Source organism: Pseudomonas canadensis (assembly GCF_000503215.1).
Taxonomy (GTDB): Bacteria; Pseudomonadota; Gammaproteobacteria; order Pseudomonadales; family Pseudomonadaceae; genus Aquipseudomonas; species Aquipseudomonas canadensis.
The window spans coordinates 775926-788375 of record NZ_KI628539.1 but is presented as its reverse complement, the minus strand read 5'-3'; the positions used below and the strand labels follow the sequence as shown (position 1 = coordinate 788375).

Genomic DNA, 12450 nt, shown 5'->3' with positions numbered 1-12450 from the left:
CACCTACGTCAACAAAGCCCACCTCTTGGTGGGCTTTTTGTTTTCAGGGGTGACCAACTTGCGTTCGATCATCGCCCACAACCCGCTCTCCCCCACTTTCATCGCCCCCATACCGCCCCGCACCATGGCCGCCACCTGCATAAACCCAATAACAACAGGTCAAACACCATGAGCACTTTCCACCCGCGCCGGCTCTTGCTGGCAACCGCTGTCGCCAGTCTCGCCCTGCCCGTCGTCGCTGAAGAACACGGCTTTCTCGAAGACGCCAGCGCCAACCTCAACCTGCGCAATTTCTTCTTCAACCGCAACTACACCAACCCCACCAAGGCCCAGGGCGGCGCGCAGGAGTGGACGCAGAGTTTCATCCTCGACGCCAAGTCTGGCTTTACCCAGGGCACGGTGGGGTTTGGCGTGGATGTGCTGGGGTTGTATTCGTTAAAACTGGATGGCGGACGCGGCACCGGGGGTACCCAACTGTTGCCGTTGGACCGTGATGGCCGCCCGGCGGATGAATTCGGGCGTCTAGGGGTGGCGTTCAAGGCGCGTATTTCCAAGACGGAAGTGAAGGTCGGCGAGTGGATGCCGGTGCTGCCGATCCTGCGCTCGGACGATGGCCGCTCCCTCCCGCAAACCCTGCGTGGCGGGCAAATCACCTCGAAAGAAATCGATGGCCTGACCCTCTACGGCGGCCAGTTCCGCGCCAACAGCCCGCGCGACGACAGCAGCATGACTGACATGTCGATGTTCGGTAAAACCGCGTTCACCTCGGACCGCTTCAACTTTCAGGGCGGCGAATACGCGTTCAACGACAAACGCACTCAGATCGGCCTGTGGAACGCGCAGCTCAAGGACATCTACAGCCAGCAGTTCGTCAACCTGATCCACAGCCAGCCTATCGGCGACTGGACCCTGGGCGCCAACCTGGGTTTCTTCTACGGCAAGGACGACGGCAGCGCCCGCGCCGGCGACCTGGACAACAAGACCTGGTCCGGCCTGTTCTCCGCCAAGTACGGCGGTAACACCTTCTATGTGGGCCTGCAAAAACTCACCGGCAACAGCGCGTGGATGCGCGTCAACGGCACCAGCGGCGGCACCCTGGCCAACGACAGCTACAACTCCAGCTACGACAACGCCCAGGAAAAATCCTGGCAAGTACGTCACGACTACAACTTCGCCGCCCTCGGCGTGCCCGGCCTGACCCTGATGAACCGCTACATCAGTGGCAGTAACGTGCACACCGGCACCATCACCGACGGCAAGGAATGGGGTCGCGAAACCGAAGTGGGCTATACCGTACAAAGCGGCGTGGCCAAAAACCTCAATGTGCGCCTGCGTAACTCCAGCATGCGCCGCGACTACAGCAACAATGAGTTCGACGAAAACCGGTTGATCGTCAGTTACCCGATAAGCCTGCTGTAAACCATCATTGACCTTGCTGTATGGTGCGCGCCTGCCGCTGCTGAGCTGAATCAGCAGCGGCTTTCATTCGAGCCCGCGCACACCATGAAATCCTTCGCTTATGCGTCCGCCCTCCTAGCCCTGGCCCTGAGCCTCAGCGGCTGCATCGGCGCGCCCATTGCCCTCACGCCGCAAACCGAGCAACGCCTGCAAGCCCAGGCGCCGATCCGCTTCCTGCTGACCTTCGATGACGGCCCGAGCGCGTCGGGCTACAACAACCCGAGTCGGTCGGTGATCGCCGACCTGGCGCAGAACCCGGTGCTGCCGGGGATCAAGGCGGTGTTCTTCTTGCAGACCGAAGCAGCCCGTTCCGGCGGCAGCGCAAGGGGCCGCAGGACCATGCAGCGCGAGTATGCGGCCGGTCACATCCTGGCCTTCCACACGGCCACGGGGTTTCACACCAACCACCGCTGGCTGAACGATGCCGAACTGGAAAGCACCCTCAGCCAAGGCGCCGCCGACATTGCCGCGATCACAGGCGCGCCGCCGGTGCTGGTGCGCCCGCCGTTCTGGAATTACGACCGACGCACCTTCGCCGCCTACCAGCGCCATGGCATGCACGTATTGCTGACGGACCTGAGCGCCAATGACGGCAAGATCTGGGGCTTCAACGGCAGCCCGCGCCGCCGAGCCAATTTATACCGGCAACTGTCGGTGGTGCGCGAGCGCATTGCGTTGGGTGAGTTGCCGACAGTGGACGGGGTGATACCGGTGGTGGTGACCTTCCACGACATCAACCGCTACACCGCGCGGCATATGCAGGAGTACTTGCAGATCCTGCTGGACAGCGCCCGGATCAACGGCATGAAGACTGCCGCCGAGCCCTTCTACACCGACACCGCCCAGCTACAGCGCGCGGCGTTGGCGCGTACGGTCAAGGAGGTGAGTGAAGAGGTGCATCTGCCAGGCGTGTGGAATTGGGTGTGGGACGCCGACTCCCACTAATGCCTATTCCCGCGATTCAACCCCCAGCTCATCCCACACCGACTCCGCCAAGTGGAAGGTGGCATTCGCCGCCGGGATCCCGCAGTAGATCGCGCTCTGCATCAGCACTTCCTTGATCTCGGCGCGGGTCACGCCATTGCTGGCGGCGGCGCGCAGGTGCAGCTTGAGTTCTTCGCTGCGGTTCATGCCGATCAGCATGGCAATGGTGATCAGGCTGCGGGTGTGCCGGGGCAAGCCGGGACGGGTCCAGATGTCACCCCAGGCGTGGCGGGTGATCATTTCCTGGAATTCACTGTTGAATTCGGTCAGGGCATTGAGGCTGCGATCGACATGGGCATCGCCCAGCACTTCACGGCGCACTTGCAGGCCTTCGGCATAACGTTGTTTCTCGTCCACGACAAATTCTCCGTATTCAAATCGATTACTTGTGGTGAGCGGGCTTGTCCCGCGCTGGGCTGCGGAGCAGCCCTAAAACTTGACAACTCCACGTTCAACTGAAAAAGTGCGTCGCCTTTATTGGGGGCGCTTCGCGGCCCAGCGCGGGGCAAGCCCGCTCACCACAGCAAGGCTGCTCACCACAACAAGCTCCCTCGCCGCAGGTTTAATGCACCAGCAGAAACTCCAGCACGCGGTCGCTGAACGCCGCACCGGCCTGCACATTGGACAGGTGCGCCGCATAGAACTCGGCGTACTCGGCACCCTTCACATGGTTTTGGATAAAGTGACCGCCGGCCGGCGGTGTGACGGCATCTTCAGTGCCGGCAACGACCAGGGTCGGGACTTTGATTGAAGCCAGTTGCTCACGGAAATCCGCATCACGCACCGCCGCACAGTTGGCGGCATAACCTTCGGGTGAAGTGACCGCCAGCATGTCGGTAATCTGCTTGGCCTGGTGCGGGTTGGCCGCTGCAAAGTCTGCGGTGAACCAGCGTGCAATCGATGCATCGCGCAGCGCCACCATCGCCGCCGCCCCATCACGCAGCACCATTTCAATGCGCGGGTTCCACACCTCGGGCGTGCCGATCTTTGCGGCGGTGTTGCACACCACCAGGCGCTGCAGACGCTGGCCAGCATGGATGCCCAGCCATTGGCCGATCAAGCCGCCCATGGACAGCCCACAGAAATGCGCGCGTTGGATATCCAGAGCATCCAGCAGCGCGATCACATCCTGACCGAGTTGCTCGATGCTGTAGGGGCCTGGAGTCACCAGGGACTTGCCATGGCCACGGGTATCGAAACGCAGCACGCGAAAATGTTGGGTGAAGACCGGGATCTGGATGTCCCACATGTGCAGGTCGGTGCCCAACGAGTTGGAGAGCACCAGCACGGGCGCATCCTTAGGCCCGTCCAATTGGTAATGCAGTTCGCCCTCGGCGAGTTGTACAAATGCCACGATGGTCTCCTCAAGCAAAGTGTTCGGCTACGGCGCGGGTGACCCAAGTGTGGGCCTGGCCCAGGTAGTGGGCGGGATCAAGCAAACGGTCCAACTCAGTTGCAGACAACTCGGCGGTGACCTGTGGCTCATCCGCCAGTACCGCCCGCAGGTGACGGCCCTCTGCGACGGCACGCTTGCAGCACTGCTCCAGCAGATGGTGCGCGGTTTCGCGGCCCAGGCGCTGGGCAAGCACGATGCTGACGGCTTCGGCCAATACCAGGCCTTGGGTCAGGTCGAGGTTCTGCGCCATTCGCTGCGGGTCGACTTCCAAGCCTTCGCTCACCAGCAACGCCTGTTGCAACGCACCGGACACCAAGCGGCAGATTTCCGGCACGGTTTCCCATTCGGCATGCCACAGGCCCAGGCTGCGTTCGTGCTCTTGGGGCATGGCGCTGAACATCGTCGAGACCAGGCCCGGCACGCGGGTAGCGGCGCTGATCAGCACCGCCGCGCCCACCGGGTTGCGCTTGTGCGGCATGGTGGACGAACCACCCTTGCCCGGTGCGGACGGTTCAAAAACCTCGGCGGCTTCGGTCTGCATCAACAAGCTGATATCACGGCCCAGCTTGCCCAGGCTGCCGGCGATCAGGCCGAGCACGCTGGCGAACTCCACCAAGCGATCCCGTTGGGTGTGCCAGGGTTGTTCGGGCAAGGTCAGTTGCAACTCAGCCGCCAGCGCTTCGGCCACCGGCATGGCCTGTTCGCCAAGCGCTGCCAAGGTTCCGGATGCACCACCGAATTGCAGTACCAGCAAACGCGGTTTCAACTGCGCCAGACGCTGGCGATTGCGGGTGACAGCGCCCAGCCAACCGGCGATTTTCATTCCCAGGGTGACCGGCGTCGCATGCTGCAACCAGGTACGCCCGGCCAATGGCACGCCGGCATAGCGCTGGGCCTGGGCGGCAAGAGTGTCGCCCAGACGCATCAAATCCGCCTCGATCAACCCCACCGCCCGCTGCAGTTGCAGCACCAGGCCGGTGTCCATCACATCCTGGCTGGTCGCGCCCAGATGCACGTAGCGCTCGGCCCCGGCATCTTCACTGGCAATCAACTTGCCCAGCGCCTTCACCAGCGGAATCGCCGAATTCCCCGCCGTGGCAATCGCCACGCCCAGAGCATCCACGTCGTACAACGACGCCAGGCAGGCCTGGGCAATCGGTGCGACGGCGGCCTGGGGAATCAAGCCGACCTGGGCCTGGGCCCGGGCCAAGCCCGCTTCAAAATCCAGCATGCCCTGCAAGCGTCCCTGATCGCAGAACACCTCGGCCATGCTGCCCGCCGTGAAGTAAGCGTCGAACAGTTGATTGCTCGTGCGCAGCGTCATAACGCGTCCTTTATAGATCGTGGTGCAAGTACTCTGCCTGTTTCGGCAGGCGCAAGCTGAACAGGAAGGCCACCGCCATCATGCCGGTAACGTACCAATAGAAAGTGTTTTCCATGCCCATGGATTTGAGGCCCAGGGCCACGTATTCCGCTGAACCACCGAAGATCGCGTTGGCCACTGCATAGGCCAGGCCCACACCCAGGGCACGCACGTGAGGCGGGAACATTTCCGCTTTCACCAGGCCGCTGATGGAGGTGTAGAAGCTGACGATGGCCAAGGCCAGGGAAATCAGCACAAAGGCCAGGAACGGGTTGGTCACGGTTTTCAGGGTCAGCAGGATCGGCACGGTACACAGCGTGCCAAGGGCGCCGAACCAAAGCATGGAGTTACGACGGCCGATCTTGTCCGAGAGCATGCCGAACAGCGGCTGCATGCACATGTAGAGGAACAGCGCGCCGGTCATGATGTAGCTGGCGGTCTTGGCGTGCATCCCGGCCGTGTTCACCAGGTATTTCTGCATGTAAGTGGTAAAGGTGTAGAAAATTAGCGAGCCGCCGGCGGTGTAGCCGAGCACGGTGATAAACGCAGCCTTATGGTTGCGGAACAACGCGGCCACGCTACCGGCGTCCTTGTCCTGGCGCATTTCCTTGCTGGTGGTTTCCTTGAGGGTGCGACGCAGCAACAGGGAGATCACCGCCGCAATGGCGCCGATCACGAACGGAATCCGCCAGCCCCAGGCGCGTAATTCTTCTTCGGTGAGGATCTGTTGCAGGATCACCACCACCAGCACCGCCAGCAGTTGCCCGCCGATCAGGGTCACGTACTGGAATGAGGCGAAGAAACCGCGCTGGCCCTTGAGCGCGACTTCACTCATGTAGGTCGCGGTGGTGCCGTATTCGCCACCCACCGACAAGCCCTGGAACAGGCGCGCCACCAACAGTAAAGCCGGGGCCCAGGCGCCGATGTCTTTGTAGGTGGGCAGGAAGGCGATGACCAGGGAACCGGCGCACATCATCAGCACCGAGATCATCATCGAATTCTTGCGCCCGTGCTTGTCGGCGACCCGGCCAAACAGCCAGCCGCCGATAGGTCGCATCAGGAAGCCCGCAGCGAACACGCCGGCGGTGTTGAGCAGTTGGACCGTAGGGTCGTCCGACGGGAAGAACGCCGGGGCAAAGTAAATGGCGCAGAAGGCATAGACGTAGAAGTCGAACCATTCGACGAGGTTGCCGGAGGACGCCCCGACGATCGCAAAAATCCGTTTGCTGCGTTCTTCTCCGGTGTAGTGACTCGTTGTTGTTGTCATGTTTTTTCACTCAGTGGGAACGTGTGTAGCCTAGACATACTTTGCAACAACCATGACATGCAAGCAGACTTTTGGATGGGTGTTGCCTGAAGCCTGATCCCTGTAGGAGCGAGCTTGCTCGCGAAAATCGCCAACAATGACGCGGGCAACCTGAATGAATGCGGCGCTCTCAGGCTTTTCGCGAGCAAGCTCGCTCCTACAGGAAGCCTCAATAATCGAAGAACACCGTTTCCTTATCTGTGCCCTGCAAAATCACATTCCACTGATGCACACCCTCTGCATCCTGCTTGGCAATCAAGGTTTCGCGCCGATCTGCAGGCACACACGCCAGCAACGGGTCATCCCCATTCAGCGCCTCACCTTCAAAGTAAATCCGTGTCATCAAGTGCTTCACCAAGCCACGGGCAAACACCAGCACCACCAGGTGCGGCGCTTGGGTCGTGCCTTTCAGGCCAGGAACCGCACCCGGCTTGATGGTGGTAAAGCGAAACCGCCCTTCGGCATCCACCGGCACCCGGCCGAAACCTTCGAAGTTCGGGTCGACGGCTTTGTCCTGCTCATCTTCCGGATGGTCATATTTGCCGGCGGCATTGGCCTGCCAGACTTCGAGCATGGCGTCGTTGACGACATCGCCATTGCCGTCCACCACTTGGCCGCTGATCGCCACACGTTCGCCGAGGGTGGCGCTCACGGTGAGGTCTTCGCGGTTCAGCCAGGTCAGGCCGATGTGGTAATACGGCCCGACGGTGTGGGACGTGGTCGCGTTGAGTGTCATCTCATTTCTCCATCGGCGTAGCGTCGCGGCCGCGCAGGACGATGTCCCAGCGGTAGCCGAGGGCATAGGAAGGAATGGTTTTTTCCAGGTCGAAGCTGGCGATCAAACGTTGCTTGGCCGAAGTGTCCGGCACGCAGTTGTAGATCGGGTCGTATTCCAGCAGCGGGTCGCCGGGGAAGTACATCTGCGTGACCAGCCGCGTCAGCACGCTCGGGCCGAACAGCGAAAAGTGGATATGCGCCGGGCGCCACGCGTTGTGGTGGTTGCCCCACGGATAGGCACCGGGCTTGATGGTCTGGAACTGGTACCAGCCATCGGCGTCGGTGACGGTGCGGCCGGTACCGGTGAAGTTCGGGTCCAGTGGCGCATCGTGCAGGTCACGCTTGTGGTTGTAGCGACCGGCGGCGTTGGCCTGCCAGATTTCCACCAGAATACCCGGCACCGGCAGGCCGTTTTCGTCGAGCACGCGACCATGAATGATGATGCGTTCGCCCTGGGGCTCGCCTTCATGCTGGGCCGTGAGGTCATTGTCCTTCTCGTTGACACGCTCGGCGCCGATGGTCGGACCAGTGATTTCCGACAAGGAATGGGGCAGGAACACCAACGGCTGGGACGGCGAACGCAGGTTCGTCGACTGGTAGGCCGGGTGCAGGTAATCAGGTTGAGTGCCCGCTTGCGGGCGCCGGTATCCAGGCTTGTCACTCATGGTGCAGTCCTCTCTTATTAGATGCGTTCAATCGCCAGGGCCAAGCCTTGGCCGACGCCCACGCACATGGTCGCCAGGCCTTTGCTGCCGCCGTTTTTTTCGAGTTGGTGCAGGGCCGTCAGCACCAGCCGCGCGCCGCTCATACCCAGTGGGTGGCCGAGGGCGATGGCGCCGCCGTTCGGGTTGACCTGCGGCGCGTCGTCGGCAATGCCCAGTTCACGCAACACGGCCAGGCCTTGGCTGGCGAAGGCCTCGTTAAGTTCGATCACATCGAAATCGGTCACGGCCAGGCCAAGACGCTCGACCAGCTTGCGCACGGCCGGCACCGGGCCAATGCCCATCACACGCGGCGCGACACCAGCGCTGGCCATGCCCAATACGCGGGCGCGGGCGGTCAAACCGTGCTTCTTGACGGCTTCAGCGGAGGCCAGGATCAGCGCGGCGGCGCCATCGTTAACACCCGAGGCGTTGCCGGCGGTGACCGTTTTGTCCGGGCCGTTCACGGGTTTGAGCTTGGCCAGGGCTTCCAGTGTGGTGTCCCGTGGGTGCTCATCGTGTTCGACCAGGGTTTCGCCTTTTTTATGGGCGACGCGTACGGGCACGATTTCTTCAGCGAAGTACCCGGCGGCTTGTGCAGCAGCGGTACGTTGCTGGCTGCGCAGGGCAAAAGCGTCTTGGTCGGCGCGGGACACCTTGTAGTCGTCGGCCACATTGTCGGCCGTCTGCGGCATTGCATCCACGCCGTACTGGGCCTTCATCAAGGGGTTGATAAAGCGCCAGCCGATGGTGGTGTCTTCCAGCTTCATATTGCGCGAGAACGCCGCGTCGGCCTTGCCCATCACGAACGGCGCGCGGGACATCGACTCGACGCCACCGGCAATCGCCAGTTCCATTTCACCGCTGGCAATCGCGCGGAAGGCGGTGCCGATCGCGTCCATGCCCGAGGCGCACAAACGGTTGAGGGTCACACCCGGGATGCTCTCCGGCAGGCCCGCCAGCAACAGCGCCATGCGCGCCACGTTGCGGTTGTCTTCACCGGCCTGGTTGGCGCAGCCGAGGAACACTTCATCGACGGCAGTCCAATCCACCGAAGGGTTGCGCTCGATCAACGCCTTGATCGGCAGCGCTGCCAGGTCATCGGCACGCACGGTGGACAAGCCACCGCCGAAACGGCCGATGGGGGTACGGATGGCATCACAGATAAATACATCGCGCATCAGGCTTCTCCAGGCGCTTGGCCATGGGCGGCCGCGGTACGTGCTTCAAGGTCACGCAGGGCGGTCAGCTCCACATCAGTCGGTTCGGCGGTGGTGTCGACCTGGTCGGCAAAACGGATCGCCCAACCGGTGGCGGCCACCACTTGCTCACGGGTCACCCCAGGGTGCAGCGCAGTGACCACAAATTCATGGGTGCCCTCTTCCGGCTCCATGATGCACAGGTCAGTAATAATCCCTACAGGACCGGCGCCCGGCAGGCCCAGGCGTTTACGCGAGTCACCTCCTTCGCCATGGCCGACCGAGGTGATGAAGTCGAGCTTGTCGACAAACGAACGCGCCGACTGCTTAAGGATGATCAGCACGCTCTTGGCCGAACCAGCAATTTCCGGCGCGCCACCGGCACCCGGCAGGCGCACTTTAGGCTGGTGATAGTCACCGACCACGGTGGTGTTGATGTTGCCGAAACGGTCGACCTGGGCTGCGCCGAGAAAGCCCACATCAATGCGCCCACCTTGCAGCCAATAGCGAAAGATCTCACCGGTCGGTACGACGGTGTCGGCGGTTTCCGCCAGTTCGCCATCACCGATGGACAGCGGCAGTACCGACGGTTTGGCGCCAATCGGACCGGACTCGTAGATCAGCACCACATCCGGCGACGAGGTCAGGCGCGCCAGGTTGGCCGCCTTGGACGGCAGGCCGATGCCGACGAAGCACACGGAGCCATTCTTGAGGCGGCGCGCGGCGGCGACGGTCATCATTTCATTGGTCGAGTAAGCCATTACTTGGCCTCCTGCGCGGTGGCCAGTTTGGCCTGGAATTCGGTGAAATCGGCGGTGCCGTGGATGTATTCATCGATCCAGGCAGTAAAGGTCCCACGGTCGCGGGCGATCGGGTCCCACGCCTGGTAGAAGCGGTTATCACGCTCGTTGTAGCCGTGGGCGTAGGACGGGTGCGCGCCACCCGGCACATGACACACCGCCGTCAGCGCCCAGGTCGGCAGTACGCAACTGTTCATCGGCGCATTCAGGTCATCGACGATTTCTTCGACGGTGACGATGCAACGCTTGGCCGCCAGAGCCGCCTCTTTCTGCACACCGAGGATGCCCCACAACAACACGTTGCCCTTGCGATCAGCCTTTTGCGCATGGATCACGGTGACGTCCGGACGCACCGACGGCACCGCCGCCAACACTTCGCCAGTGAATGGGCAGGTCACGGTCTTGATCAGCGGGTTGACCTTAGGCAAGTCGGAACCGGCGTAGGCACGCAATACTGCGAACGGCAGGCCCGAGGCACCGGCGACGTAGGCATTGGCCAGGTCGGCGTGGCTGTGTTCTTCGATTTCCAGCGGTTGCGGCCATTGCTTCTCGACCGCGTCGCGCAGGCGATGCAAGGAGCCCACACCCGGGTTGCCGCCCCAGGAGAAAATCAGCTTGCGGGCGCAGCCGGCACCGATCAACTGGTCGTAGATCAGGTCAGGTGTCATACGCACCAGCGTCAGGTCTTTCTTGCCCTGACGAATGATTTCATGACCCGCTGCCGTAGGGATCAGATGGGTGAAGCCTTCCAGCGCGACGGTGTCGCCGTCGTTCACAAATTGCTTCACCGCGTCACGCAGCGCGAGGATTTCAGCCATGGGGTTCGGGCTCCCGGTATGGATCGAAAAAGGCGCTGAGGTGGCGCCGAAGTGCTTGAAGATTAAGCCGGGGAAATGGGCCAAACAATCCGATAATCGACTCAGCGTTCGATTATCGAACGGATTGTTGTCTTGCTATTTATCTGGGGTACGACGCTCTGTAGGAGCCGGCTTGCCGGCGATGCAGGCACCTCGGTCAATCAGGTTTACCGAGGTGATGCCATCGCCGGCAAGCCGGCGCCTACAAGGGCGGGTCAGGTAGCGTCGGCGTGGCTGACCATGCCCTTGATCACCACGGCAGCCGTGGCCAATGCAGCCGGAATCACCAGGGCGGTGAGCACTTGTTCGAAGTTCCAGCCCAGACCCAACAAGGTCGCGCCCATCCAGGCACCGAGGATCGCACCGAAGCGGCCAATGCCTAGCATCCACGACACGCCAGTGGCGCGACCTTGGGTCGGGTAGAAACGTGCGGCCAGAGACGGCATTGCCGATTGCGCACCGTTGACGCACATCCCGGCAACCAGCACCAGGGTTGCCAGCAGCGTGATATTGCCCAGGCTCTGCCCTACCGCGTAGGCAAACACCCCGGCCAGCAGGTAGAAGATGCCGATGACCTTGTGCGGATTGAACCGGTCCATCGCCCAGCCCACGCCCACCGCACTCAATACACCACCAAACTGGAACAACGCACCTATAAACGCCGCCTGTTCCAGGCTGGCGCCGCTATCACGCATCAGGGTCGGCAACCAACTGGTGAGCAGGTAGACGATCACCAGGCCCATGAAGTAGGTGAGCCAGAGCAGCAACGTGCCGGCGCTGTAGGTGCCGGAGAAGATCACCGCAAACACGTTGCGCGCCTTGACGGTTTTTTGCTCGGGCACGCTGAAACGGGTGGCTTGGGCGACGATGCTGGGTTCGATGGGCGAGAGGGTTTTGCGCACCTTGTCGGTACCCCGGTTACGCACCACCAGGTAGCGTGCCGACTCCGGCAGCCACAGCATCAGCACCACTACCAGAATCAATGGCAGGATGCCGCCGATCAGCAACAAGGCATGCCAGCCGAACGCCGGGATCAGCTTGGCCGAGATAAACCCGCCACCCGCCATGCCCAGGTTGAAGCCGCAAAACATGCTGGTCACCAGCAATGACTTGTGGCGTTCCGGTGTGTATTCGGACAGCAGCGTCGTGGCGTTCGGCATGCCGGCACCCAGGCCCAATCCCGTGAGAAAACGCAGCACCAGCAATTGATCGACGTTGCTGCTGTAGGCGGACGCCAGGCTGAACGCGCCAAACACCAGCACCGCGCCCACCAGCACCACTTTACGGCCGAAGCGGTCGGCCAACGGGCCGGAACCCAGGGCGCCAAACACCATGCCGATCAACGCAGCGCTCATCACCGGGCCGAGGCTGGCGCGGTCGATGCCCCAGTCCTGGGACAGCGCCGGTGCGATGAACCCCATGGCGGCAGTGTCGAGGCCATCGAGGAAAACGATCAGGAAGCACAGGATCACCACACGCCACTGATAACGTGACAGTGGCTGGGCGTTGATGAAGGACTGGACGTCCAACGTGGAACCGACAGAAGGCTGATTCATTGTTTTTATTTCCACACCGATGGCGGGCTGACGACCTGGGGTCGTCGTTATTA

The 12450-nt window shown here is 62.0% G+C and carries 12 protein-coding genes and 1 pseudogene; 3 read left to right on the top strand and 10 right to left on the bottom strand.

Annotated elements, in window-relative coordinates:
* Positions 1–168 precede the first annotated feature (168 nt).
* Both U367_RS0126515 and U367_RS0126510 read left to right on the top strand, forming a co-directional pair.
* Positions 169–1419: an OprD family porin gene (locus U367_RS0126515; RefSeq protein WP_028619278.1), complete on the top strand. Its 1251-nt coding sequence runs from the start codon at positions 169–171 to the stop codon at positions 1417–1419.
* 84 nt (positions 1420–1503) lie between these two features.
* Positions 1504–2403: a polysaccharide deacetylase family protein gene (locus U367_RS0126510; RefSeq protein ID WP_028619277.1), complete on the top strand. Its 900-nt coding sequence runs from the start codon at positions 1504–1506 to the stop codon at positions 2401–2403.
* A 3-nt stretch (positions 2404–2406) separates the two neighbouring features.
* On the opposite strand, the gene pcaC is transcribed toward U367_RS0126510, so the two are convergent.
* From pcaC to U367_RS0126490, 4 genes are all read right to left on the bottom strand, one after another.
* Positions 2407–2799, bottom strand: coding sequence for a 4-carboxymuconolactone decarboxylase (pcaC, locus tag U367_RS0126505; RefSeq protein ID WP_028619276.1), 393 nt, complete (start codon positions 2797–2799; stop codon positions 2407–2409).
* A 205-nt stretch (positions 2800–3004) separates the two neighbouring features.
* Positions 3005–3796, bottom strand: a complete 792-nt coding sequence (gene pcaD, locus U367_RS0126500) for a 3-oxoadipate enol-lactonase (protein WP_028619275.1) — start codon at positions 3794–3796, stop codon at positions 3005–3007.
* 10 nt (positions 3797–3806) lie between these two features.
* Positions 3807–5162: a 3-carboxy-cis,cis-muconate cycloisomerase gene (locus U367_RS0126495; RefSeq protein ID WP_028619274.1), complete on the bottom strand. Its 1356-nt coding sequence runs from the start codon at positions 5160–5162 to the stop codon at positions 3807–3809.
* Between the two features lie 10 nt (positions 5163–5172).
* Entirely contained in the window at positions 5173–6468 is a 1296-nt protein-coding gene (locus U367_RS0126490) for an MFS family transporter (protein ID WP_028619273.1), read from the bottom strand.
* 93 nt (positions 6469–6561) lie between these two features.
* On the opposite strand from U367_RS0126490, the pseudogene U367_RS1000000132480 reads away from it, so the two are divergent.
* Positions 6562–6669, top strand: a pseudogene (locus U367_RS1000000132480) (outer membrane lipoprotein carrier protein LolA); the annotation flags it as partial.
* Positions 6670–6676: 7 nt separating this feature from the next.
* Here the strand turns inward: U367_RS1000000132480 and pcaG are convergent.
* From pcaG to U367_RS0126460, 6 genes are all read right to left on the bottom strand, one after another.
* Positions 6677–7243: a protocatechuate 3,4-dioxygenase subunit alpha gene (pcaG, locus tag U367_RS0126485; RefSeq protein WP_028619272.1), complete on the bottom strand. Its 567-nt coding sequence runs from the start codon at positions 7241–7243 to the stop codon at positions 6677–6679.
* Between the two features lies 1 nt (position 7244).
* Positions 7245–7949 (bottom strand): protocatechuate 3,4-dioxygenase subunit beta, encoded by a 705-nt coding sequence (gene pcaH / locus U367_RS0126480; RefSeq protein WP_016975086.1) that lies wholly within the window; start codon positions 7947–7949, stop codon positions 7245–7247.
* A gap of 17 nt (positions 7950–7966) precedes the next feature.
* Positions 7967–9169 carry a 3-oxoadipyl-CoA thiolase gene (pcaF, locus tag U367_RS0126475; RefSeq protein WP_174890979.1) on the bottom strand — a complete coding sequence of 401 codons (1203 nt, stop codon included), beginning with the start codon at positions 9167–9169 and terminating at the stop codon, positions 7967–7969.
* Positions 9166–9945, bottom strand: a complete 780-nt coding sequence (locus U367_RS0126470) for a CoA-transferase subunit beta (protein WP_028619270.1) — start codon at positions 9943–9945, stop codon at positions 9166–9168. Before U367_RS0126470 ends, pcaF begins: the two co-directional genes overlap by 4 nt.
* On the bottom strand, positions 9945–10802 hold the full coding sequence (locus U367_RS0126465) for a CoA transferase subunit A (RefSeq protein ID WP_028619269.1): 858 nt from the start codon (positions 10800–10802) through the stop codon (positions 9945–9947). The genes U367_RS0126470 and U367_RS0126465 overlap by 1 nt, the downstream gene beginning before the upstream one ends.
* Before the next feature lie 254 nt (positions 10803–11056).
* Entirely contained in the window at positions 11057–12397 is a 1341-nt protein-coding gene (locus U367_RS0126460) for an MFS transporter (protein WP_028619268.1), read from the bottom strand.
* Positions 12398–12450: the final 53 nt, after the last annotated feature.